The 23,224-nt window shown below is 63.6% G+C and carries 22 protein-coding genes and 1 pseudogene; 7 read left to right on the forward strand and 16 right to left on the reverse strand.

Annotated elements, in window-relative coordinates:
* Positions 1-20 precede the first annotated feature (20 nt).
* Both ACQEVO_RS14875 and ACQEVO_RS14880 read left to right on the forward strand, forming a co-directional pair.
* Positions 21-962: a 3-carboxyethylcatechol 2,3-dioxygenase gene (locus tag ACQEVO_RS14875; RefSeq protein ID WP_432913336.1), complete on the forward strand. Its 942-nt coding sequence runs from the start codon at positions 21-23 to the stop codon at positions 960-962.
* Between the two features lie 91 nt (positions 963-1,053).
* A complete protein-coding gene (locus ACQEVO_RS14880) occupies positions 1,054-1,326 on the forward strand; it encodes a LysR substrate-binding domain-containing protein (RefSeq protein WP_432913338.1) in 273 nt (90 codons plus the stop codon).
* 356 nt (positions 1,327-1,682) lie between these two features.
* Here the strand turns inward: ACQEVO_RS14880 and ACQEVO_RS14885 are convergent, their stop codons facing one another.
* The 10 genes from ACQEVO_RS14885 to ACQEVO_RS14930 form a co-directional block, all read right to left on the reverse strand.
* A complete protein-coding gene (locus tag ACQEVO_RS14885; RefSeq protein WP_432913340.1) occupies positions 1,683-2,504 on the reverse strand; it encodes a fumarylacetoacetate hydrolase family protein in 822 nt (273 codons plus the stop codon).
* Positions 2,505-2,682: 178 nt separating this feature from the next.
* Positions 2,683-4,137, reverse strand: a complete 1,455-nt coding sequence (locus ACQEVO_RS14890; protein ID WP_432913342.1) for an NAD-dependent succinate-semialdehyde dehydrogenase — start codon at positions 4,135-4,137, stop codon at positions 2,683-2,685.
* 445 nt (positions 4,138-4,582) lie between these two features.
* Positions 4,583-5,764 (reverse strand): alcohol dehydrogenase catalytic domain-containing protein, encoded by a 1,182-nt coding sequence (locus tag ACQEVO_RS14895; protein ID WP_432922692.1) that lies wholly within the window; start codon positions 5,762-5,764, stop codon positions 4,583-4,585.
* 390 nt (positions 5,765-6,154) lie between these two features.
* Positions 6,155-7,546 (reverse strand): MFS transporter, encoded by a 1,392-nt coding sequence (locus ACQEVO_RS14900; RefSeq protein ID WP_432913344.1) that lies wholly within the window; start codon positions 7,544-7,546, stop codon positions 6,155-6,157.
* Between the two features lie 163 nt (positions 7,547-7,709).
* A complete protein-coding gene (locus tag ACQEVO_RS14905; protein ID WP_432913346.1) occupies positions 7,710-9,257 on the reverse strand; it encodes an aldehyde dehydrogenase (NADP(+)) in 1,548 nt (515 codons plus the stop codon).
* Entirely contained in the window at positions 9,191-10,099 is a 909-nt protein-coding gene (locus tag ACQEVO_RS14910) for a 3-carboxyethylcatechol 2,3-dioxygenase (RefSeq protein ID WP_432913347.1), read from the reverse strand. The genes ACQEVO_RS14905 and ACQEVO_RS14910 overlap by 67 nt, the downstream gene beginning before the upstream one ends.
* A gap of 57 nt (positions 10,100-10,156) precedes the next feature.
* Positions 10,157-10,765, reverse strand: coding sequence for a cysteine hydrolase (locus ACQEVO_RS14915; protein WP_432913349.1), 609 nt, complete (start codon positions 10,763-10,765; stop codon positions 10,157-10,159).
* A gap of 49 nt (positions 10,766-10,814) precedes the next feature.
* Positions 10,815-11,657 carry an alpha/beta fold hydrolase gene (locus tag ACQEVO_RS14920; RefSeq protein ID WP_432913351.1) on the reverse strand — a complete coding sequence of 281 codons (843 nt, stop codon included), beginning with the start codon at positions 11,655-11,657 and terminating at the stop codon, positions 10,815-10,817.
* Entirely contained in the window at positions 11,654-12,682 is a 1,029-nt protein-coding gene (locus ACQEVO_RS14925; RefSeq protein WP_432922695.1) for an NAD-dependent epimerase/dehydratase family protein, read from the reverse strand. The genes ACQEVO_RS14920 and ACQEVO_RS14925 overlap by 4 nt, the downstream gene beginning before the upstream one ends.
* A gap of 51 nt (positions 12,683-12,733) precedes the next feature.
* Positions 12,734-13,630 carry a LysR family transcriptional regulator gene (locus ACQEVO_RS14930; protein ID WP_432913353.1) on the reverse strand — a complete coding sequence of 299 codons (897 nt, stop codon included), beginning with the start codon at positions 13,628-13,630 and terminating at the stop codon, positions 12,734-12,736.
* Positions 13,631-13,750: 120 nt separating this feature from the next.
* Between ACQEVO_RS14930 and ACQEVO_RS14935 the strand changes: the two genes are divergently transcribed.
* The 4 genes and pseudogenes from ACQEVO_RS14935 to ACQEVO_RS14950 form a co-directional block, all read left to right on the forward strand.
* Positions 13,751-15,481, forward strand: a complete 1,731-nt coding sequence (locus ACQEVO_RS14935; protein ID WP_432913355.1) for an acetolactate synthase catalytic subunit — start codon at positions 13,751-13,753, stop codon at positions 15,479-15,481.
* A gap of 38 nt (positions 15,482-15,519) precedes the next feature.
* Positions 15,520-15,783, forward strand: a complete 264-nt coding sequence (locus tag ACQEVO_RS14940) for a hypothetical protein (RefSeq protein ID WP_432913357.1) — start codon at positions 15,520-15,522, stop codon at positions 15,781-15,783.
* Positions 15,784-15,964: 181 nt separating this feature from the next.
* Complete coding sequence (locus tag ACQEVO_RS14945) at positions 15,965-17,869, forward strand: FAD-dependent monooxygenase (RefSeq protein WP_432913358.1); 1,905 nt, start codon at positions 15,965-15,967, stop codon at positions 17,867-17,869.
* Positions 17,866-18,002 (forward strand): annotated as a pseudogene (locus ACQEVO_RS14950) (alpha/beta fold hydrolase); the annotation flags it as partial. The gene ACQEVO_RS14945 and the pseudogene ACQEVO_RS14950, both read left to right, overlap by 4 nt.
* A gap of 307 nt (positions 18,003-18,309) precedes the next feature.
* Here ACQEVO_RS14950 and ACQEVO_RS14955 read toward each other — a convergent pair.
* Together ACQEVO_RS14955 and ACQEVO_RS14960 are read right to left on the reverse strand one after the other, a co-directional pair.
* Complete coding sequence (locus ACQEVO_RS14955; protein WP_432913360.1) at positions 18,310-19,137, reverse strand: class I SAM-dependent methyltransferase; 828 nt, start codon at positions 19,135-19,137, stop codon at positions 18,310-18,312.
* Positions 19,134-19,823: a TetR/AcrR family transcriptional regulator gene (locus tag ACQEVO_RS14960; protein ID WP_432913362.1), complete on the reverse strand. Its 690-nt coding sequence runs from the start codon at positions 19,821-19,823 to the stop codon at positions 19,134-19,136. Before ACQEVO_RS14960 ends, ACQEVO_RS14955 begins: the two co-directional genes overlap by 4 nt.
* Before the next feature lie 236 nt (positions 19,824-20,059).
* Here ACQEVO_RS14960 and ACQEVO_RS14965 point away from each other — a divergent pair, with 236 nt between their 5' ends.
* Entirely contained in the window at positions 20,060-20,266 is a 207-nt protein-coding gene (locus ACQEVO_RS14965; protein ID WP_432913364.1) for a hypothetical protein, read from the forward strand.
* Between the two features lie 93 nt (positions 20,267-20,359).
* Here ACQEVO_RS14965 and ACQEVO_RS14970 read toward each other — a convergent pair whose 3' ends face one another.
* From ACQEVO_RS14970 to ACQEVO_RS14985, 4 genes are read right to left on the reverse strand one after another with little or no spacing between them, the layout of a single operon-like run.
* Complete coding sequence (locus tag ACQEVO_RS14970) at positions 20,360-21,094, reverse strand: ABC transporter permease (protein ID WP_432913366.1); 735 nt, start codon at positions 21,092-21,094, stop codon at positions 20,360-20,362.
* A gap of 1 nt (position 21,095) precedes the next feature.
* A complete protein-coding gene (locus ACQEVO_RS14975) occupies positions 21,096-21,815 on the reverse strand; it encodes a fluoroquinolone export ABC transporter permease subunit (RefSeq protein WP_432913368.1) in 720 nt (239 codons plus the stop codon).
* On the reverse strand, positions 21,812-22,675 hold the full coding sequence (locus ACQEVO_RS14980; protein WP_432913369.1) for an ABC transporter ATP-binding protein: 864 nt from the start codon (positions 22,673-22,675) through the stop codon (positions 21,812-21,814). The genes ACQEVO_RS14975 and ACQEVO_RS14980 overlap by 4 nt, the downstream gene beginning before the upstream one ends.
* 23 nt (positions 22,676-22,698) lie before the next feature.
* A complete protein-coding gene (locus ACQEVO_RS14985) occupies positions 22,699-23,205 on the reverse strand; it encodes a GbsR/MarR family transcriptional regulator (RefSeq protein WP_432913371.1) in 507 nt (168 codons plus the stop codon).
* Between the last annotated feature and the right edge of the window lie 19 nt (positions 23,206-23,224).

A 23,224-nucleotide genomic window follows, 5' to 3' on the forward strand; every position in this document is an offset into this window, starting at 1 on the left:
ACCTGCGGAGAGGAGCCGACATGACAACCGCGCTGCTGGCAATGTCGCACAGCCCGCTACTCCACGAGATCAAGCCGGCACCCGAGGTGTCCGCTGAGATCGAGCACGCCTTCACCGCTGCCCGTGAATTCGTCGAGCAATTCGATCCGGACCTGATCGTCAACCTCGCGCCGGACCACTACAACGGTTTCTTCTACGAACTGATGCCACCGTTCTGCGTCGCGCTCGCAGCCTCCGGAGTCGGCGACTTCGGCAGCCAAGCAGGCGACCTGAACGTCCCCGAGGACACCGCCCGCTCGCTCGCCGAGTGGATCCTGGCCGGTGGGGTCGACACCTCGATCTCCCTCCGAATGGAGGTCGACCATGGCGCTGTGCAGCCCATGGAAATCGTATATGGCGACATCACCGCCAAACCCGTCGTCCCGATCTTCGTCAACGCTGCCGCGCCACCGTTAACCCCAATGGCACGGGTTCGCCGCCTGGGTGAGCTGCTGGGCACTTGGGCAGCGCAGCGAGACGAACGGATTTTGTTCATCGCCTCCGGCGGCCTGTCGCACGACCCGCCCGTTCCCCGGCTGGATTCAGCAACCGACGACCAGCGCAGAACCCTCATCGGGGCAGGGCGCAACCTGTCGCCGGCAGCGCGGGCTGCCCGCCAGCAGCGCACTATCGAAACCGCGAAAGCCTTTGCCCGGGGTGAGGCCGACATCATGGACCTGGCTCCCGAATGGGATCGAGCCCTGATGGATATCCTCGCTTCCGGAGATCTGACGCCGATCGACAGCTGGACACCGGTCTGGATGCAGGAGGTGGCGGGCCATTCGGCGCACGAGGTCAGGACATGGGTTGCGGGGTATGCCGCATTGTCCGCGATCGGTAAATACGACGTCACCTTCAGCTACTACAGGCCGATCCCGGAATTCATCGCCGGTTTCGGGGTGACCACCGTCATACAAGCCTGATCGATGGTGTGTGCCGAGGCGACCGGGCGCCTCGGCACACACCCGAACGGTGCGGCGCCCTCCAACCTGGCCCAATCGCCGCGTCTGGCTGGTGCCCCGACTGGTCGAAGACCTCGAAGTTCTCCACCCCGCATTGAGCATCGACCTCGTCGAAGCCGAGCCCGCTGCACTGCGATCGCAATTGTTGGACGGACATCTCGACGACTGTTTCATCCACAAAGCACACGCCGGCCGTGCCGTGACCACTCACCCCGTACTGCCCATCCGACTGAGTGTCGTTGTCCGCGAGAGCCATCCACTGGCGCAAAGGGCTTCGGTTTCGCCGTGGACATCGGCCCTGATGAGACCGATAAAGCGCTGCTGAATGCCCGTTCGACTCTGGTCTGCTTCGCGGGTCGCCGGGCTCGCCACGCCGGTCCACGGAGTCAGCGTCGACGGTCGCGACGCCGCAGCGGTGACGGCCGCATCAACACGGGCACGAGTGCTGGGCTTCGGCGGGAAACTATGTATCGATCCCGCCCGGGTCCCGGCCTTGAACGGGTGCGGGCCGATCGCTGCTCAGATCAGCGGGAGGAGCATTGCCGTCAGCACGACGGCGAGCAGGCAGGCATAGGTCCAGGCGTGCAGGTCGGCCACGCACTGGGAGAAGTGTGCCGTGCCTCGCCGCGCGATCACAGCCGTTCGGACAGGTCCAGCCCGTGGTATTGCACGGCGCGGGCCCTACTTGACGATGGTGGTGTTGCGTACCGTGCCGAGGCCTTCGATGCTCACTTCGACGGTTTCGCCGTTGCCGATGTAGCGCGGTGGCTTGCGGGCGTGCCCGACACCGCCGGTCGTGCCGGTGATGATCACGTCGCCCGATCGCAGCGAGACGATATGTGAGATGTACTCGACCAGTTTCGCGGGACCGAACACCAGGTCGTCGGTGGTGGCCGACTGCACGACCTCGCCCTCGAGCCGGGTCTCGACCCGCGTCCCGAGGGTATATTCGGTGGACAGGAATGGGCCGAAGCCACTGGTCTTCTCGAAGGTTTTGCCCTGGTCCCACTGCAACGTGCGGCACTGGTAGTCGCGCATCGTGTAGTCGTTGATCACCGAGTAGCCCGCGATGTAGGTATCCGCGTCGGATTCGGCGACCTGGTAGGCATGCTTGCCGATGACAACGGCGAGTTCGGCTTCCCAGTCGAGTTGCGCGGCAGCGTAGGAGGGGACGACGACGTCGTCGTAGGGGCCGGTGAGGGCTTCGGCGAACTTGGCGAACAGGGTCGGGTACTCGGGCAGGTCGCGGCCCATCTCTTTGATGTGGGTGGCGTAGTTCAGGCCGACGCAGATGATCTTGCCGGGCCGGGGTACCACGGGGGCGTAGTCGGCGGTGGTGAGGTCCACGGTCGCCCCAGCCGCTTGCTCGGCGATCGTGGGCCATTCCGGGTTCGCGAGCAGTTCGGACAGATCGGTGTAACCGTCGATCACCGACGCAGTGGTATCGGAATCGACGCGCACGGCAGTGGTGGTGCCATCGCGGCGAAGGGTGGCAAGTCGCATGGTGGATCCAACTCCTCATGAATGTCAGGGGATGCTCAGGGCTGTTCGGCGAAATAGGTGCGGGCGAAATGTGGGAATATCGTCGACGACGAACCGTTCGCGCATCAGCAGCATCACAACCACTTTCGTCGCCAGCGACGTGGATCCTGGGGGAGTCCGGTTGCCTCCTGCACCTGCATCAAGGAAGGGCGATGTACTTGATCTCGAGGTACTCATCGATGCCTTCGATCCCGCTTTCACGTCCGAGACCGGATTCTTTGACGCCGCCGAACGGTGCAGCGACGTCGGAGATAACGCCACGATTCACTCCGACCATTCCGGATTCGATCGCAGCCGCGGCGCGCAAAGCTCGGTCAAGACTCTGAGTGTAGATGTACGCGGCTAGTCCGCACTCTGTGTCGTTGGCGGCGGCGATGCCCTCGGCTTCACCGTCGAAGCCGGTGACTGCCGCGACAGGGCCGAAGATCTCCTCTTTGAGAATGCGGGCGTCGGCGGAGACGTCAGTCAAGACGGTGGGTTGGAAGAAGTAGCCTGACGTGCCGATGCTGGACCCTCCGGTCGCGAGAACGGCGCCCTTGGCGACAGCATCCGCGACGAGGTCGGCAACATTGTTGCGTTGCTTCTCATTGATGAGTGGCCCGACCTGCGTGCCATCGACTTCGCCGGGACCGATCGTCAGTGACGCCATCTTCTCCGTGAGCTTCTCGCTGAACTCCGTGCGCACCGAGTTGTCGACATAGATCCTGTTGGCGGCCGTACAAGCCTCGCCGATATTTCGCATCTTCGCTGCCAGCGCACCATCAACGGCGGCATCGATATCTGCGTCGTCGAATACGACGAATGGTGCGTTACCTCCAAGTTCCATCGAGGTTCGCAGAACCCTGTCGGCGGATTGCCTGAGCAGTACCTTGCCAACTCCCGTTGAGCCGGTGAAGGTGAGTTTGCGCAGGCGCGAGTCGCTAATCAACGGACCGGTCAGCGCTACTGGCTGTGTGGTCGGTAGCACTGACAGCGCACCATCAGGCAATCCGGCATCGCGGAGCACTTCGGCGAGCAGCAGCATTGTCAACGGAGTCTCGGCGGCTGGTTTGATGAGCACAGTGCAGCCGGCAGCTAATGCGGGTGCGATCTTCCGTGTTCCCATCGCCAAAGGAAAGTTCCACGGGGTGATGGCCAGCGTCGGTCCGACCGGCTCTTTTGTGACGAGGATACGACCGGCGCCCGAGGGCGATTGTGTGTAACGCCCGCATACTCGGACGGCTTCTTCCGAGAACCAGAGCAGAAACTCGGCGCCATAGTCGACCTCGCCGCGGCTCTCATCGAGAGGTTTACCCATCTCGAGCGTCATCAACAATGCGAACTCGTCGCGCCGTGAGATGAGGAGCTCCCATGCCCGGCGCAGGATCTGAGCACGCTCGCGGGTCGACGTCGCGGCCCACCCGGGCTGGGCCGCGGCGGCAGCGGTGAGTGCGGCTTCGCCGTCCGCGGCGGTTGCGTCGGCGACGTACGCCAAGTCTTCACTGGTCGCAGGGTTGACCACCTTGAACGTGGCGCCTGTCGATCCTGACACCTGCTTGTTTCCGATCCACAGCAGGGTCGGGACGGAGGCGAGAAGAATGGAAGCTGCTGTCATCGTCTTGTCTTTTCAGTGTGTGAGGCGGGCACTGTAGTCGGGTCGCTCGATACAGCCTTCGGAATCGGGCCGTGAGGTTGATCTTTCCGTCCAGCCACCAGATCCTTTCCAACCGCTCTGGTAGCGCCGCAAAGAGTTGCCCGTGCCTGCAGCACAGCCCGGTGACGGGATTGGTGTTGATGATGGAGCCGCTACGCGTGCGACGATTGACGACCCAGTGTTTCATGCAAAGTCGAGCGACGTTGATTTTGGCCGCCAACAATGTTGTTGTTCCACACCGAGACTGGAATATCCGTCAACGGCGGAAATTGTTCATCTCGGTACAACTGAACGGAATGTCGACTCCACCGAGACCGTGTTCGCTTGGTTCGACAACCTCGATCCAGTCGCACTATCCGAGCAACGCAATGCTCGGTGTGCTCATTCGCCCGTCGGTGTTGTCGTATCATGAGCGTGGCGTCGTGGCGGCTCCGCAGTCACCCGCAGCGAGGACGCTGTGGTGATCGCGCGCGGTATCCATGCTCGCTGAAGCGGGGTTGACGATCACGTTGGTGAAACCACCATTTCGACTCTCCACCGCTGCAAGTGCCTCGTTGACCCGCGACAGCGGAAATACCTCGTGTTCGAACACCGAAAGGTCCAGTGTGCCGGCGTCAGCCATCCGTGCCATCTCCTGTCCTTCGGCGACACTGAACCAGTTGGATCCGATGACACTGATCTGGAAACACATCAACTTGAACATGTTCAACGGCAACTCCTCCGACATGCCGCCGATATCGACCATCCGGCCCCCACGACGCAAGGAGTCGATACCAGACAGTGTGATCTCATGCGGAGCACCGGGCCCCACTGCGTCGACAAAGGCGTCCGCTCCGAGACCATCAGTATGCTCGCGAACCCATTCGGGTACGGCACGGCCCCCGTGGACGAGAACGCGAACCCGCTTGGGATCCAACTGCCGGATCCGTTCGAGAAGGTCATGATTTCGCGCCATCACCAAAATCCGGCTGGCGCCCATCGCGAGGGCATTCAGCACCGCCCCCACACCCAGGGTTCCGGTACCACCGTTGATCAGAACCGAGGTGCCCGCACGTACATCACTCTTGCGCAACGCAGAGTACGCAGTGCCCAAGTACCCGAACCGGCATGCCCGCTCGAATGAAACGGAGTCTGGCAATGTGACCAATCCGTCTGCGGGCGTCTTCATGTACTGACAGAACCCACCGTGGGGATAATCCTGGTAAATCTGGTGCGAGTCGGCGCCGAATCCGAAGTAGCCCTGAAAGGTGAAGCTGGGATCGTTGAGCGGGTCACCGGCCCTCGACGCATAGGAGTCACCAGAGTGACGCCCCGGGTTGACGTATACCCGCTCCCCGATCTTCACGTTGCGAACCTGGGAACCCACTTGGGACACCACTCCCGCTGCGTCGAGTCCGAAGATCGCGGGCAACTCTGGAAGGGGGAGGTAGGGGAACCATTCCGGCCACGAGGTAACGACGTTTCGCAGGTTCGGAACGACGTTACAGGCCTTGACTTCTACGAGGACGTCGCGCGGTCCCGGCTCTGGAACGGGAACTTGGTCGATCTGAAAAGGCCGTCCTACGTCGTGCAGGCGAGCGGCGTGCATGTAACCCATCTAGGTACTCCTCTGGCGTTGATTCGATGACGACTGGTTGCGTTGCGCGTAGTAGCGGCGAGCGCGGACGGCCGCACAAGCGAGCTGCGGTCCTGTGAAACCGGATTCGGAAAGCAGCGCGACTGCCATTTTGTGATGTGGACCTCACCTCGGTCCAATAGTCATTGGCGGGCGGGCGATAACCGTTGCTTATCAGCCAACCGCGCCTCTTGCGTTCTCCCGCTGGGGAGACGTCTTCAGCGACCTTGAAGGGCAACCGTTATCGGCTCCGCAACACCGAAATCGACACTATGCCCTCCATGCGGGGCGACAGCCAGGCAGACTGAACAACCATCAAGTGAACTGATTTCGAGAGGGTTGACAAGCCGATCTGGTTGGCCCTCAATATGGCCCGGCTCCGTTGCGTTCGGTAGTCCAAGTCTCGGTGCGTTCAACGGCAGCCGGGGTGGCCGATGATGGGGCTGGACTCACGGCGCGGTCCTTCATACGCTGTTGCGCGGCGCCTTTCCTCCCCCAGCCTCCGGGGAGCAGAATCACCGAAGTCACGGATATCGCTGAGACGATCAGCAGATAGACGACGATCGAGTCACTGGACTTGGTCGAGGCGTACAGTGCGGCTGCAATCGTCGGGGCGAAGGCTGAGCCGGCCATCTGGGACAGGGTGTAGCCGACCGACACGCCGCTGTAGCGCACGTCCGCGTCGAAGACCATCGTGAACAGTGATCCGGTGACGCCGGCCGCCGGTGCCATCGCGATCCCGAAAACCAACACGAGAGCGGCCATGAACAGCCACGGCTTCCCTGTATTGATCAGAGCGAAGGCGGGCGCGATCACCACTGTCATCGCTAGTGCCCCGAACAGATACATCGTCTTACGGCCGAACGTATCGGAGAGAGCGCCGAATATCGGGTACAAAATCACGGCCACGACGCCGGCCACGAATACCCCGGAGAGGGCGGCCGTCCGGCTGATCCACGCCACCGTCGTCCCGTACGAGATCAAAAAGGCACTGCAGATATAGGCGAATACACCCTGGCTCAGATAGGTTCCTGCGACCAGAAGTATCTCGCGCCAATGCCTGCTGATTGCGGCGAGAAAGGGCACGCGTACAACAGCATCACGTTTGCGAACGGCAGTGAAGTCGGGGCTCTCGTCGAGGGAGAGCCTGATGACCAGACCAATGATGATCAGAACGGCGCTGAACAGGAAAGGCAGCCGCCAACCCCAGGAAAGGAACTGTTCGTCCGGAAGTTGGGAGACCGCGAGGAACGCCAGGGTTGCGATGCTCGTGCCTGCGGGAGCACCCATCTGGGGGAACGATCCGAAGAATCCCTTCTTGGTCTGCGGGGCGTGCTCGACGGCCATCAACGTGGCGCCGCCCCATTCCCCGCCGACAGCGAAGCCTTGTACCAAGCGGAGCATCGTCAGCAGGATGGGGGCGGCGATCCCAATCTGCGCGTAGTCGGGCAGCATTCCCATCAGCATGGTCGCCGCGCCCATGCCGACCAGGGAAATCACCAACATCTTCTTCCGGCCGAGCCGGTCACCGAAATGCCCGAACACGACCCCGCCGAGAGGCCGTGCCAAGAATCCGACGCCGAACGTCGCAAACGAGAGCAGGACCCCCATCGCGGAGGCTACGTCCGGGAAGAACAGCTTCGGGAATACCAGCGCTGCAGCGGTGCCGTAGATGAAGAAGTCGTAATACTCGACCGTCGTACCGATAAAACTCGCCATCGCCACCCGCAGCGGCGACGTGGCCTTACGAGTCATCGGAATTGACGGTATTACGGATTCTGTCATGTCGTTCCCGTTTCGAAGCGCGGATCGTATCGATTCCGCGGTGCGGTGATAAAGGTGGTGCTCGGCGCGCAACGAGGCCGATAGTGAGCATCGCCGGTAACCTCGGCGATGCTGAGCGTCGGAGATGCTCGGGTCAGGAAATCAGTACTCCGTCGACCCGGCGTGGGACCGCGAGTTCGGTCGTATCCTGCAACTCGTCCGGCAGTAGGGCAGGGTCGACATTCTGGAACGCAACGGGACGCAGGAACCGGCGGATCGCCGTGGCGCCCACGGAGGTGTGCTGGGAGTCGGTGGTCGACGGGGAAGGACCACCATGGTGCATGCTCCAGGTGACGGCGACGCCCGTGGGGTACTGGTTCGCAACTACTCGGCCGGCTTTCGGCGTCAGCGTCCCGAGAAGCACCTTCGACAGCGACTGTTCACTGGTCTCGGTGTGGAAGCTCGCCGTCAGCGCGGGCGGGACCTTTCGTACAAGCCCGAGAAGTTCGTCCTCGTCTCCGTACTGGACGACAACGGCTGTCGGTCCGAAACATTCTTCGAGGGCGACTCCGTCGAGGTGCTCGGGTGCGCACTCCCACAGCGTGGGCGCGAGCCCGTCGACGGCGTCACTGTTGCCGCGGGCAACGAGCCTGATACCGGTGGAGCCTTCCAGTTCCCTACTTCCGGAGATGAAGCCGTCCTGTATGGCGGTGGTGAGTAGTCGGGATACGGATGCGGTCCGGATGCTGTCGGCGAGGTGCTCGAGGATCCGCTGACCCGATGCGGAGTTCGGCAGAAGTACCAGTCCTGGTTTGGTGCAGAACTGGCCGTTGCCGAGAAGTACTGATGCCGCCAGCCCCTCGGCGATATCGGCGCCGCGCGTTTCGGCGGCACCGGGTGAGATGACGAGCGTGTTCTGACTGCCGAGTTCACCGAAGAAGGGAATCGGATGGGGGCGGTCATGTGCGAGGTCGGCCAGAGCTCGTCCCCCGCTGACCGAGCCGGTGAAACCTGCGGCCGAGATCTCGGGGTGGCAGATCAGTGTGCGACCGGCGTCGCGTCCGTGAACGAGTCCGAGCACACCCTCGGGCATCCCGGCTTCCCGGAATACGCGAGCCGCGATCTCGTGCACGAGTTCGGATGTCCGGGGGTGGCCCTGGTGCGCCTTGACGACCACCGTACATCCGGCGGCGAGGGCGGCGGCGGTGTCGCCTCCGAGGACGGAGAAGGCCAAGGGAAAGTTGCTTGCGGAGTACACCGCGACCGGACCGAGCGGAACCAGCCATCGACGGATGTCGCCGACAATGGGGACTGGTGCAGTCGGATCGGCATGGTCGATTGTCACCTCGAGATAGGCGCCTTCATCGACAACGTCGGCGAACATACGCAATTGGTGCACGGTACGAGCGAGTTCACCGACCAACCGTCCTGTACCGAGACCGGTTTCGGCGTCGGTGATCGGGACGAGGTCATCTGACGACACCGCGAGTTCGCTGGCGAGTCTACGCAGAATAGTCGATCGTTCTTCCCGGGACGTCGCAGACCACACTGACATTGCCGCCGCCGCCGCACGGATCGTGGCGTTCGTCATGTCGGTGCTGGTTGCGGGAAATCGGGTCGTGGAGGTATCGGTCACTATGCCACCACGCTCGCCTCGACAGCCAGTTCCTGATCCGCCGCTATACCCATGCCGGTGATCCACTCGGGGACCGTTTCGTATCCCACCGTGGCGAGCGGCCGGCCTACAGTGGCAGCGACAGCGACCCAGGTCCGCACTTCGTGTGCACCCGTGCCGGCTACCTGGATGTCGTCGTGCGTCAGCCGGGAGATGGCGTCGAGGTCGCCGTCGGCGAGGAGAGACAACATGTGTCTGTCCCACTCGGGCCGGATGGCATCGATAGCTTTGGCCATATTGTTGGTGATCAGCGCCTGGCGTTCCGCTTCGGGGAGCTTGTCGGCTCCAGGAATGAGGGAGGGCGGTGAGTGCGAGAGTCCGCCCGAGCCGATCACGAGCACACGGTCGTCCGCAGAGGTGGCGGTGTCGAGGAACTCACGGGTGATTCGTCCGAGTTCGATGACCCGCGACATGGCGGCCAAGGGGCGATCGATGCAGTTGATGATGATGGGGAGCATCGGGACCGCGTCGAGCCGTCCGAACAGGTCAGTGGTCGATTGGCTGAAACCGTGATCGAGCTTGAGCTCATGAGCGAATGCAACCTCGACGCCGCGGGCTGTCGAGTGCTGGACGTAATCCCGAACCAGCTGTGCGGGAATGTCGTAGCGACTGTTCGCGGTGTTCCAGTCGCCGTAGCCCGACGCCTGTTCGACGGTGGTGAAAGCCGGCGCGATTCCGGCCAGCGCCCGCATGTGATCGGGCCCGAAGTAGACGACCAGGGTGGGGTCGTAGGCCTGAGTCGCGCGTGCCGCGGCGGAGATCGCGGCACGGAACTGGAGGCCCTGCGAATGCTCGGTGTCGGCCAGCATCTGTGGACTGTGGGAGAGGGCAACGCCGGCAAGACGGGCACCCGACTTCAATGTCGTCATGGCTTACTCCTGTAGTTTCTGCGACCGCCGTTGGCGGTAGTTCGATGTGGTGATGCGTCAACGCCGTGCGATCGCAGTCAGCGATCTAATGACCTCGTCGACGGAGGTGATGGTGGCGAGCACGCTCAGGGACGCGATGGCGGCGGTGTGTGCTTCGGGTGTGGCCGCCGAGCAGGCGTCGTCGATGATGCCCACTCGGTACCCACGGTCGGTGGCCGCGCGGGCGGTGCTTTCGACCGAAACGTTGGTCGCGACGCCGCTGAACAACACTGTGGTGATTCCCCGTGCGGTGAACACCGAGTGCAGCTCGTCGGTGAATCCGCCGACGCGTTTGTGAGTGATGAGGATGTCGGTGGGATTTGGCTCGAGTTCGGTGATGATTTCGGTCGACGATGACCCGTCCTGCATGCATCCCAGCTTGGGAATCTCGGTAAGGATCGGGGAATTGGCAATCAGGTCGGAGTAGCCGGGTCGGAAGGCGATTCGGGTGTAGACGACCGTGCATCCCGTCCGACGGCCCGCGTCGAGCACCGTGCCGATTCGATCGATCACGTTTCGTTCCCGGATCTGTTGCGAGAACAGCCCGGCAAGCGCTCCGGTCGGGTCGACCACGTCGCCTTGGCAATGGATGGCAACGATGGCGGTACTGCGAGCGTCGAGGTCCATGGTGGACTCCTGTGCGTGAGATGTAGCCGGCGGCGGCGCTCCTCCTGGCTCAGCCGGGCAGGACAGCTGCTTCCGTGTGGGCGGGTTTTCCCGAGAAGAATTCGGTGACCAGGGAGTGGAACTCGTGGGCACGCTCGGCGGGAAACCAGTGGCCGGCGTCAGCGAAGACGTGCAGTTCGGCGTGGGACATCAACTCGGCTAGGCGGATGCCGTTCGACACGGGCACAACCTTGTCGTGTCGACCGTGCAGTACCAGTGCCTGATGTCGGATTGTGGACACGTCACGCTCGAATTCCTCCGGTGCCGATCCACCGGCGCCGAAGAAGGTCTGGATCGCCTCGTGCGCACCCGGTTGGGCGCTGAGTGTGTAGCGTGCCTCGACCAGTCGGTCGGTGACGGAATCCGCGTCGTAGGCGAAGCACTCGCGCAACAGCTCTCGCATCGAGTCGCGGTCAGGCCGATAGTCCCGCAGTAACTTCTGCGCCGGCGATGTGGAGGGTGCGATGCGGGTACTCATCACCACGAGCCGTTCGATCCGCTTCGGCGCATCCAGCGCAAGTTGCAGGGCTACGCGGCCACCGAGCGAGTTTCCGACAACACTGAACTGCTCCAGGTCCAGGGTGTCGGCGAGTGCCAGTGTCTGCCGCGTCCACAGATCGACTCCGTAGGGCTGGCCGAGCGGTTTGTCCGAGCCGCCGAAGCCGAGGAAGTCGGGCGCAATGACCCGGTGCGATCGTGCGAGCAGGGGCGCGAGGCCAGTCCAGGTACCTGCCGCGGAGGCTCCGGGTGCCGCCCCGTGCAGCAGCACGATTGCAGGTCCGGCGCCGACGTCGACGACATTGAGCGTGTGCTCGCCGACCTCGCAAGCCCGGGTGGGTCCGAGCGCCGTCACGATCTGGCCTCCACCGTGTCCAGTCGCGCGAGAACCCGCTGTTCAGCGTCGGTGCGTGTCCATTGCCGGCGCTCGGGGTGCGTAAGGAGGGCGTCGTATGCGGCGGCGATCATCTCCCGGATGTCCATGAACGGTGACACCAGACCGGCCCGCTCCGCCTTGTCGATCGCCAAGATTGTGTTCTCGTTGCTGAACGGGAACACGCAGTCAGCGTTGTCGAAGGTGGCTCGGTCCTCTCCTGTCGGGCCACCGCCGACGGTGCGGGTGTCCGCCGGACGACCCAGGATTTCGGCGCAGACGTCCACAAATCCTTCGAGCGAGGTGTTGCACCTCTTGGAGGCGACGTTGTATACGTCGAATCCTTTTCCCCGCAGGTCGACAGCGCGGGCGAGCGCCTCGGCTGCGTGGTCTCGGTAGATGTATTGATGAACCGCCTGCCCGTCCCCGGGCAGCAGGATCTGGGCACCGTCGAGGATTCGGTTGAGGACGAATTCTTCGCGGGGGATGAAGTTCAGTGGTCCCAGGACCAGGGGTAGGCGAATGATGACCGAGTGTGCACCTGCACGCGCGTTCTGGATGCTGCGCTCACAGGCGATCTTGTCGATCGCGTAGTCCCCCCAGAGGGCGTGCGGGCCGTAATCGATCTCCTCCGGCCACGGCAGAACGGGGCTCGGCCGCACCACATTCACGGTTGAGCAGTGCACCCAGCGTCCGACATCCGGAAGGGCTGCGAGCAGAGAGGCAGTCTGGTCGCCGGTGTAGGCGGAAAGATCCAGCACGGTGTCGAAGCGGCCCGCTGCCAAGCCAGCCAGGTCTGCGGGGTTGTTGCGGTCTCCGAGGACGGAGCGCACGTGTCCGGTCCAGTCGGGTTGACGGCTTCCGCGGTGGAACACCGTCACCTCGTGTCCGGCGTCCAGCAACCGCCGTACAGCGAGGACCCCGACGAATCGAGTACCCCCCATGACCAGTACCTTCATGACGTACAACCTCCGCTGCAATCGCTGAATTCCATGCACCAAGGGCATCACGCCGTGAAGATCTGCGTCCAATACAACTCTGACGCTCGGTGATAAGCGTTAGTGATCGCCGCTGCCCGACAGCTCGCGGCACACTTGGAGGAAAGCGGACAGCACTGGTTCTTCCCTGCGCGCATTCCACGCCACCCCGAATTCGAACCTCGGTGTCGGCGAAGCGAATTTGCGGATGACCACGCGATCGGAACGCAGGGTCGATGCCCGCTCGCTGTCGACGACGCTCACTCCGCGACCGGAGTCGACGGCAGCGAGCAGGTGTTCGGGGTCTGGCTCCCACAGAACCTTCGATGGAGGCGTGCCACCGAAGATGACGCGGTGCATTTCGTCGAAATACCCGGGTGCTTGTGCTCGCGGCCAGCTGATGAGGATTTGGTCGCGCAGGTCGTCGCGCTCGATTCGGTGCTTCGCCGCCAACGGGTGACCGGCGGGGCACGCCACCACCGCCTCGGTGTCTCCCAGCACCAGTATTCCCAGGTCGGAAGCATTGAGAAGAGGGAGTCGGACGAAGGCTGCGTCCACTTCACCGGCACGGAGCATGTCCACGTTTCGAGCGGTCCACGCGACATCGGTAGTGACTTCCACGGCAGGATGGCGTTCTCGGAAGACCGTGACGATCGTGTCGGGCAGACCGAACGCAACCGACCGGGTCAGGACGGCCCGCAAAGAGCCGGTGTGGCCCTGTCCGGCCGCTTGTACCCGGTCGAGGGTGCGCTCTACCTGGCTGAGGATGGCCGGCCCCTCATCGAGCAGTACCTGCCCGGCCTCGGTCAGCTGTACACCATGTGAGCTCCGCACGAACAGCTGAACGCCGCACTCTTTCTCGAATACCTTGATTTGTTGGGACAGTCCCGGCTGAGCCAGGTGCAGCCGTTCGGCGGCGCGACCGAAATGCAGCTCCCTCGCCAGCACCACAAAGTACTCGAGCCGCCGGAGATTCACACCCACGACGATAAACATTGCTTCTCGCGATCGCAAAGAGTCCTATTGGACGCCGCGGGGAATGCTGCCGCAGGCTGAGTGCAGGCAATACGCCGGACAACTTTGACGAAGGGCAATCACGTGTCTGAGCAACCTCACCGACCTTCACTCACGGTCGCAGAAGCTGTGGCGGCCGCCCTGCAGAGGCACGGCATCACCGTCATCTTCGGCCAGAGTCTGCCGTCCGCGCTGATGCTGGCCGCCCCGAAGTTCGGGATCCGACAGATCGCGTACCGTACTGAAAACGCCGCTGGCACAATGGCGGATGGGTACGCTCGCGTCTCCAATACAATCTCGGTGGTGGCGGCGCAGAATGGGCCTGCCGCCACTCTGCTCGTCCCGCCCCTGGCCGAGGCGACGAAAGCATCTGTTCCGGTTCTGGCGCTTGTACAGGACGTTCCTCGCGGCAACCGCGACCGTAACGCATTCCAGGAATTCGACCACACCGACCTCTTCCGCTCGTGCTCCAAGTGGCTACGGGTCCTCGACGATCCGGCCCGTGTCGACGACTACGTGGACATGGCGGTCACTGCGGCAACATCGGGGCGTCCAGGCCCCGCAGTACTCATGCTGCCCCGCGACATCCTGCTCGAGCCGGCCGCCAACACCGGACGCCGGACAGCAGTGCTCGGACGGTTTCCGCTCGATCCGGTCCGGCCCGCAGCGGACAGAATCGAGGAGGCGGCCAACGCGATCGCCGCTGCCGAACGGCCATTGGTCGTGGCGGGCGGCGGAGTCCATCTGTCCGGCGCCGCCGAGATTCTCGCGCAATTGCAGGAACGCGTATCGTTGCCGGTCGCCACGACGAACATGGGTAAGGGATCCGTGGACGAGCGGCATCCGCTGTCGCTGGGAGTCGTCGGTAATTACATGGGCCCCACAGGCGCCACCCACCACTTGCGGTCGATGGTCACCGATGCTGACGTTCTCGTCCTCGTCGGTACCCGTACCAATGAGAACGGGACCGATGCGTGGAGTTTGATCTCCGAGAACACTCGCATCGTCCACATCGACGTCGACTCGAATGAAGTAGGCCGGAACTACGAGGCGATCCGCGTCGTCGGAGACGCGCGGCTTGCACTGACCGACCTCCTCGAAGCACTCGAGGACCGGGACCTCGGCAAGCGGAAGGCCGGCGCGGGTTCGGTTCGTCAGCAGATCGCTGAGGCCCGCACCCGTCACGTCAACGCCGTCAACGACCTTGTCACACCCGGCCCAGGACTTGTACGCCCAGAGCTCGTCGCCCACCAGATCAACAAATTGCTCGAGGACGGCGAAACCATCGTGACTGCGGACGCGAGCTATTCCAGCATCTGGATGGGAAACTACCTTCGCTCCCGCCGCCCGGGACAGCGATTTCTCTCCCCCCGTGGACTCGCCGGCCTCGGCTGGGGTATGCCGTTGGCACTCGGAGCCAAGGTAGCTCGCCCTGATTCGAACGTGCTCTGCCTCACCGGCGACGGCGGTTTCGGGCATGTGTGGTCCGAGTTCGAAACCGCAGTGCGAGAGAACCTTCCGGTGGTTGTTGTGCTGCTGAACAACGGCATCCTTGGGTTTCAGAAGCACGTGGAGTTGGTTCAGTTCGGTGAGTACACCAGCGCCGTCGACTTCGCCACAGTGGATCACGCCGCCATCGCGATGGCGTGCGGCGCAGACGGTATCCGTGTCACCGATGCGCACGAGGTAGGTGATGCGCTCGCAAAGGCGGTCGCATCCGGCAAACCCACCCTGGTGGAGATCCTCTGCGATCCCCACGCCTATCCGCCTATTACCGGGTGGAGCGGTGTCTCGGATGAGGTGATGTCACGGTAGGAGTTTCCGCGCAGACGCACCGGACACATGCAAGACCCGTGGCGATCGGACCCGCGTTCGCCCTGGTCAACACCGGTAACCTGTGGGCCTTCCTGCTCACCCAAGCTCTGGTGTTCGGCATCGCGATGCCACCGGCGGCCGATGTCACCAGCTCGCTGTACTCGATGGCGTTCGATTCCGATGTCGACTACAGCGGGATGTCGATCAGCTTCACCCTCACGCATCTGGTCGGCTCGGCATGGGCGCCACCCACCCTCGCCAACTCGACGAACTCGAGCAATTCGAACGTGGCCACCGCTTGATCGTCTCCGCGATCTCGATCGTCTCGGTGATCTTGCTCGTCGGTCACCCGGGTTGGAAGGGCACTGCACGCCAACTCGTTCGAGATCAGGAGCTTCCACCCCGCACACCGACGACTTCCGGATTCGCCGGTTACAAACATGGACAGCGCAGATCCCGTGCGTGTCCTCGATAAGTGAAGTGATGACAGAAATGAACGCCCACTCCCCTGGCAGCTACGACACCGATGTCGTCATCGTCGGACTCGGCCCCGCTGGTGGCACTGCGGCTATCGCCCTTGCCACCTATGGCATCCGCGTCCACGCCGTCTCGATGTTTCCCTGGGTTGCGAACTCGCCCCGCGCGCACATCACCAACCAGCGTGCGGTAGAAGTCCTGCGCGATCTCGGCGTCGAGGACGAGGCCCGCAAGTATGCGACGCCGTGGGACCAGATGGGCGACACACTGTTCACCACCAGTCTCGCCGGAGAAGAGATCGTCCGGATGCAGACCTGGGGCACCGGCGACCTCCGCTACGGCGACTACCTGTCCGGTAGTCCCTGCACGATGCTCGACATCCCGCAACCGCTGATGGAGCCGGTGCTGATCAAGAACGCCGCCGAGCGCGGCGCGGTCATCAGCTTCCACACCGAGTACCTCGGCCACACCCAGGACGACGACGGCGTGACCGTCCGGTTCCGGGACGTTCGCTCCGGGGCCGAGTTCGAACAGCGAGCGCGCTTCCTGCTCGGATTCGACGGTGCCCGGTCGAAAGTCGCCGAGGAGATCGGCCTTCCGTTCGAGGGTGAGCTCGCCCGCGCCGGCACCGCATACATCCGGTTCGATGCCGACCTGAGCGAGTACGTCGCGCACCGGCCGAGCATTCTGCACTGGATCATGAACTCGAAGGCCGGTTTCGGTGAAATCGGGATGGGCCTGCTCCGGGCTGTCAGGCCATGGGATCAGTGGATCGCCGGCTGGGGCTTCGACATGACGCAGGGACAACCGGATGTCTCCGATGACGTGGTCCTCGAACAGATCCGTACCCTCGTGGGCGACCCGCACCTGGAGATCGACATCGTGTCCCGGTCCTTCTGGTATGTCAATCAGCAGTGGGCCGAGCACTATCAGTCCGGCAGGGTGTTCTGCGGCGGTGACGCCGTGCACCGCCATCCTCCAACCAGTGGGCTGGGGTCGAACACATCGATGCAGGACGCGTTCAACCTCGCGTGGAAGATCGCGTACGTCGTCAAGGGCTACGCGGGGCCGGGACTGCTCGAGTCCTACTCCCCCGAACGCGTCCCCGTCGGCAAACAGATCGTCGCCCGAGCCAACCAGTCCCGCAGGGATTACGGCGGGCTGCGCGAATGGTTCGACAACGACAGCGCCGACCCGGTCGCCGCCGGGCTCGAGAAGCTCAAGGAACCATCTCCGGAGGGTGTTGCTCTGCGCGAGCGGCTGTACGAGGCCTTGCAGATCAAGAACACCGAGTTCAACGCCCACGGCGTCGAACTCAACCAGCGCTACACCTCGTCCGCGATCGTCCAGGACGCCGACGCCGGTGACGAGGTGTGGCCGCGCGACCGAGAGCTGTACCTGCAGGCCACCACCCGGCCCGGCGCGAAGCTCCCCCATGCGTGGCTCGTCGGCGCCGACGGCACCCGCGTGTCCACGCTCGACATCACGGGCAAAGGACAGATGACCCTACTCACCGGCCTCGGCGGCCAGGCATGGAAACGCGCCGCCACCAAGCTCGATGTTCCGTACCTGCGGACCGTCGTTGTCGGCGAGCCCGGCACCATCGACCCCTACGGTTACTGGCGGCAGGTCCGTGAGATCGACGAAGCCGGCGCTCTGCTCGTGCGTCCCGACGGCTACATCGCTTGGCGGCACAGCGCCCCGATCTGGGACGACACCGAAGCACTCACCAGCCTCGAGAACGCGCTCACCATGATTCTCGACCGATCCGCGGCCAGTGGACACAATGTGACCGACACAATCGCATCGCAGTACAACACCAAGGCCGTGCCGATCGCCGTCCCGCACGTCACCGCCGACGACGCCACATCCACCTCCGGCATCGCAACAGTCGAGGGAGAGAACCCGTGACACGGCCTTACACCAGCGTCTGGGACGACCTGAACCAAGTCGAATTCAGCCAGGGCTTCATCCAAGCAGGCCCTACCGGACCCGGTACCTGCCCGCCGGCGACGACTCCAAGCCCGCACTGATCCTGCTGCACGCTGAAGGAGCTCCCCGAGCGCCGATCGATCCGGCCCGGACGCCGCCTACCCGACCACGCTCATGGACGCCAACCGGCTTGACCGCCGACTGATCGCCGCACATCGAGATCCGGGATAGGGCTGCGCCGGCGGGAGGGCACCAGACTCGAGCCTTCGCGTAAACCTCGGCGTCCCCACACAGACCGCCAGGAAACCAATTCCCGCACAGCGCCAGGACCGGCGGCTACCAGGCCCTGCAGTAAAGCGCGTCTCCGCCGGCGTGGAACCACCTGAACAAGCGGAGTAGGAGGAGTTGTCGATTTCGGGTCAGAAGCGGTAGCGAACCACCCAGACGCCGCGGCGGGCTTGTGCTCGCCAGCGGGCGAACAGCGCGGCGAGGAGACGGTAGCCGATGTTGAGTTGCCCGGCTTCTGGGGAGGCGTCTCCGAATTGCTCTTCGACGAAAGTGAGTCCGGGATTGAGGGCAACAACGTCGCGTGGCTCGCTGATTCCGAAACCGCGATAGTCGGCGGGCATTCCCACGACCTTCGTGTAGCGGCCGTTCATACGGGCGGCAAGTTTGGTGTAGGCGTTGAAGACCAGCTCGCCGCTGCCGGTGAAGTGATCGGTGATGTGGGTGAGTATCTGTCTGTTGTCGGATTCGGTGAGGAATCCGAGCACTCCGTCGGCAACGAGGACCGTCGGGCGGGCGGCGGGGATCGTGTCGGTCCAGGTCGGCTCGAGTAGTGAGATGCCGATCTGGTGGGCGTTGGTTCGCTGCGGCAGCAGGGCTTTCCGTAGCTCGATGACCTCGGGGAAGTCGATGTCGAACCAGTCGACGGTTTCGGGCGGATCGAGGCGGTTCATGCGGGTTTCGAGGCCGCAGCCGAGTTCGACAACCACGGCGTCGGGGTGATCGTGTATGTAGTTGCGAACGGCTCGGTCGAGCATGCTGCTGCGTATCGCGATCGCGGCCGGAACGCCGAGTGTCAGCTTGACCGTGTCGAGGTCGTAGTCGAGCCGGCGGACGAGGTCGGCTGCCAGGTCGTCGCTCAGGATGGGTTTCTTCTCCGCGCTGTCGAGGGCCCGGCCTTTCAACGTGATCAGCAGAGTTTTCGCCAGAGGTGTGAGGTGATCGATGGATTGCATTGTCATTGCTGCCCTCCGGGGTGGTGGCCGAGGTTGTCGTGATATGTCGCGGTGGATTCCCGGATTCGTCGGGCGGTCGGTGAGGTGGCGAATTCGCCCATGGCCGCGTAGAGGTCCAGCATCGCCTCCCCGATGCGGGTCGCATGTGCACTGTCGAGCGGGTCCACGCCGAATCGCCTGGCGAGGTGATCGTGGAGTACGACTGTGCCGCTGTGCATGGCGGCCATCACCGAAGCTGCGTCGCGGACCCGTGCCGAGCCCGGCGGGAAGCGGTCCGGCCAGGTGTGGCTGAGGAAATCTTCGGCACCCGCGGTGAGTTCGTCGAATACCTCGGCCGCCGCGATCGAACCGTCGATCATCGCCCGTGCGAGATAGCGCAGCAGTGGCCCGCTGGTCGTGTAGAGGTCGGTCATCGGGCCCGGTGTGCCGAGGGTGTCTTCGGCAGCGCTACGGGTGAGCTCCCGGCGGAACTTCTCGACGATGACATCGTCGCAGGCTTGCCGCAGCACGTCCTTGGTCCGGAAATGGTGCTGCACGAGCCCGAGTGACACACCGGCTGCTTCCGCGATCCCTCGCATCGTGGCGCCTTTCACGCCGTGTTCGGCGAACTGCTCCAAGGCGGCGTCTCTGATCCGGGCCCGTGCCGTCAGGTCCTGCGGGGCGCGTCCCTGGGCGCCGAATACCGAATCCATACCCGGACGATACGCTTGTATCGCAAACAATACAAGTGTATCGACTTCGAGGACGAACGAGAAGGCAGGCAGTGAACGGGCCCGCCGAGTTCACCGAATGGGCGCGGCCGGCAGAGCCGGTGGTTGCCACGCCCAGATGGGGTTGCCGTCCGGTGCAGTGAGTCGCCGCCACAGCGGTGCGGGCATAGCTCGCCATTCCCGATACCGCGTTCTCACTGCTGCTCCTGGTAGGCGCGGTGCTCCCCATCCGCATCGCCGTACCCGCTCTGACGGTCGGTTACCTCTTCGGTTCCGGCGTGATCACCATTGCCGCGCTCGACCGTTTCGAGCAGGGCCAGACCGGCCAAGGCATGCTCAACCTCGCGATTGCCGGAGCGTACCTGATACTGGCCCTACTGCTTATCCTGCGGAGCGCGGCGGTTCCCACGCCGCGCCGCGTCTGACTCACCACTCGGTGACCGCTGTGCCCGTCCTCGGCGCGTCGAACCGGCCGATATCGGCCTGTTCCGCCGTTTCGGTACCTAGTACCGAAACGTTCAGTATTTCTGGTGTCCGAGTCGCCGAAGAAACCACCAGCACAGCAGGCCGCAATAGCCGGCGCCGATCAGGATGTACGGCCACATGGTGCCGCCGTCGGCGGCCTCCCAGTAAGCCTTGGCCGGCCAGTAGGTCGGCAACAGCCCGAACAGGAGCATGAAGGGGTTGTCGTCGAAGAAGTACGGGATCAGGGGCAGTCCGACGAGAACACCGCCGAGCCCGCGCACAAGGGCCATTCCCTCTACTTTGTTCCGGGCGAGGGCAGCCAGCATCAGGCCGATGAGGGTCGCGTTCATTCCGCAGAGGAGGGTGACGGGGATCGCGGTGAGGATCAGATCGGCGGGTACCAGGAAGGTGAGCCACAACGCGACGGTCAGCGATACCGCCGTGGCGAGGGTAGTCGTCACTGCCCGGTAGAGCGGATAGCTCATGGGCGGCGCCGGAGTCACCCGCAATGCGGCCAGTGTGCGCTGGTCCTTTTCCTCGATGAGGATCATGGCGCAGATGAAGCCGAGTACCGCGCAGGGGGCGATCAACACGAATCCGGAGACGATGATGGTGTGGTAGGGCAACAGATCGAAATTGTGCTGCTGATCGAGGTAGCGAGTGAGAGCCGGGACGAACCACATGGCCAGTGCGTAGCCGAGCGGGCCGAGTGAAACGCCGATGAGCAGGGTGTCGCGGCGGATGTTGCGCAGATCGTTGCGGCCGTAGGCGGCCATTACAGCGGCCATGTCATTCCTTTCCCTGCGAGGCGACGATGTGCCGATCGAACATGCGGGCCGAGACCACACCGAGCACACCGATCGACGCGAGCGGGTAGATCGTGGCGTAGGCCAGTTGCCACGGTGCCAGTGTGGCCTGGTCGAAAGCGGTGCCGAGCAGCATGAGTGGGCCCTGGGTGGGCACGAGGTAGGTCAGGTAGCTGTTCCACAGTCCCGAGTAGTTCAACAGCGGCACCGACAGGACCGTGAGAACCACCGTGGAGGGCATGATCCATTCGGAGACGTTCTCGAACGGAGTAGCCGAGACGAAGCTGCCCATCAAAAACAGCACCGTGCACAGGACGACTCCGACGGTCAACGCCACCGGATCGAAGTCCGCGCCGACCCCCGAAATCGCGATGACCAGGGAGAGCAGCAGGCTCAACAGGGTCAGGACGGCCAGTTTGGCGGTGTAGTAGTCGCGGAACCGCATCGGTGTCACCAGCAGGGCGAACAAGGTGCGCTCACCGCGTTCGAAATACACCGCCGCGGCGATGAAGAAGAATCCCACGATGGCGAGGTCACCGAAGACGACATACGGCAGCACCACCGGATGAAGATCGGCGGGTACGAGATACAGGAAGACCTCCCATACCAGAGCGGAGAACACGGCCGCATAGACGAAGCCGTACTTGACCTGCAGCCGCAGGTCGAGGACGAAGGCCTGCCGCAATGTGGTGGAAGCGCTCATTTCAGGCCCCTGCCGGTGACGTCGATGAACACATCGTCGAGGCTGGCTTCCTGACTGTGCATCGATTCGATGTGCTGCTCGCGCAGCAGTGCGAGAAAGGCGGCGTCGTCACCCAGCCCGTCCAGTGGAAAGTCTTTGTGTTCCAGAGCAGAGCCCGAACGGTAGGTGACGGTGACCTGCCGGCGGTGGCGGGACAGTTTGTGTTCGGTGGGTGAGGCCAGTGCGGCGATCCTGCCGTCCACGACGAAAGCCACCCGATCGCACAACTGGTCGGCGGTGGACATGTCATGGGTGGTCAGGAAGACCGTGCGACCGTCGGCCCGTAGTTCGGTGATGATGTCCTTGACGATCCGGGCGTTCGCCGGGTCCAACCCGGAGGTCGGTTCGTCCAGGAACAGCAATTGCGGGCGGTGCAACAGGGCCCGAACGAATACCAGGCGCATCTGCATTCCTTTGGAGTACTTGGCAACCCGGGTATCGGCGGCCTCGGCGAGCCCGACACGTTCCAATAGCTGCATCGGATCTTCGGTCGGCCCCTCGTACAGCGAAGCGAAGAACTCCAGATTCTCCCGCCCGGTGAGCTTGAGGTAGTGGTTCGGCAGCTCGAACGACACCCCGATCCGCTGGTAGTACTCGGATTTCCACGCGGCGGGCTCCTTGCCCCACACCGACACCCGGCCGCCGTGGCCGGTCAGCAGGCCGGTGAGGATCTTCTGCGTCGTGGACTTCCCGGCACCCGACGGACCGAGAAAACCGAAGATCTCCCCGGTCTCGACGGTGACATCGATACCGCAGACTGCCGGCTCGGCAGATTTGGGATAGGTGAAGGTGAGGCCGTCGATTTCGATGACGTGACTCATGACTGGCGTTGTTCCGATCTCGATCAGGGACGGTCCGATGCGTTCGCCTGGCGTTCGTGCCATAAGACTTCGATCCGGGCGTACTGCTCGGCAAGGAAGGAATACATCTCGCGGGCTTCGTGCAGGCGGCGCTGCGATTCGGGTGGGGAATCGGCGAGCAGATCGAGACCGCGCTCGGCGACTTTGACCCATTCGGCGGCTTGGCGGGCCTTCTGGCTCGCTTCCTCCAGCCAGAAGCCGGCGCGCAGCCGGTAGTAGGTACGGCGGTCTCCGGGAAAGGCGGCGATCTCGATGACCTCGTTGGCGCGGAGCAGCTTCATCGACATGCTGACCGAGCCCCGGCTCACCCCCAGTTCCGCAGCGAGCTGGTCGGCGGACTGATGCGGTGGCTCACAGACCAGCAGCCAGCCCAGGATGCGTCCCGCGATGCGCGGCAGCCCGCGTTCCTCGTAATACAAGCCGATCTCGTCGGCGTACTCGTGCCGTGCCGTGCGCTGCGGGGAGGAGGTCATTCCGCTCGTTCCTGTCACGAAAGTGATTGCACAGCAG

Source organism: Nocardia sp. CA-290969 (assembly GCF_050936135.1).
Lineage (GTDB): Bacteria > Actinomycetota > Actinomycetes > Mycobacteriales > Mycobacteriaceae > Nocardia.

Bases quoted from the DNA above. Each gene is read 5' to 3' on its own strand.
- ACQEVO_RS14875 (WP_432913336.1), top strand. From the start codon at position 21: ATGACAACCGCGCTGCTGGCAATGTCGCACAGCCCGCTACTCCACGAG.
- ACQEVO_RS14885 (WP_432913340.1), bottom strand. From the start codon at position 2,504: ATGCGACTTGCCACCCTTCGCCGCGATGGCACCACCACTGCCGTGCGC.
- ACQEVO_RS14890 (WP_432913342.1), bottom strand. From the start codon at position 4,137: ATGACAGCAGCTTCCATTCTTCTCGCCTCCGTCCCGACCCTGCTGTGG.
- ACQEVO_RS14895 (WP_432922692.1), bottom strand. From the start codon at position 5,764: ATGCACGCCGCTCGCCTGCACGACGTAGGACGGCCTTTTCAGATCGAC.
- ACQEVO_RS14900 (WP_432913344.1), bottom strand. From the start codon at position 7,546: ATGACTCGTAAGGCCACGTCGCCGCTGCGGGTGGCGATGGCGAGTTTT.
- ACQEVO_RS14910 (WP_432913347.1), bottom strand. From the start codon at position 10,099: ATGACGACATTGAAGTCGGGTGCCCGTCTTGCCGGCGTTGCCCTCTCC.
- ACQEVO_RS14915 (WP_432913349.1), bottom strand. From the start codon at position 10,765: ATGGACCTCGACGCTCGCAGTACCGCCATCGTTGCCATCCATTGCCAA.
- ACQEVO_RS14925 (WP_432922695.1), bottom strand. From the start codon at position 12,682: ATGCCCTTGGTGCATGGAATTCAGCGATTGCAGCGGAGGTTGTACGTC.
- ACQEVO_RS14945 (WP_432913358.1), top strand. From the start codon at position 15,965: ATGACAGAAATGAACGCCCACTCCCCTGGCAGCTACGACACCGATGTC.
- ACQEVO_RS14955 (WP_432913360.1), bottom strand. From the start codon at position 19,137: ATGACAATGCAATCCATCGATCACCTCACACCTCTGGCGAAAACTCTG.
- ACQEVO_RS14960 (WP_432913362.1), bottom strand. From the start codon at position 19,823: ATGGATTCGGTATTCGGCGCCCAGGGACGCGCCCCGCAGGACCTGACG.
- ACQEVO_RS14970 (WP_432913366.1), bottom strand. From the start codon at position 21,094: ATGGCCGCTGTAATGGCCGCCTACGGCCGCAACGATCTGCGCAACATC.
- ACQEVO_RS14975 (WP_432913368.1), bottom strand. From the start codon at position 21,815: ATGAGCGCTTCCACCACATTGCGGCAGGCCTTCGTCCTCGACCTGCGG.
- ACQEVO_RS14980 (WP_432913369.1), bottom strand. From the start codon at position 22,675: ATGAGTCACGTCATCGAAATCGACGGCCTCACCTTCACCTATCCCAAA.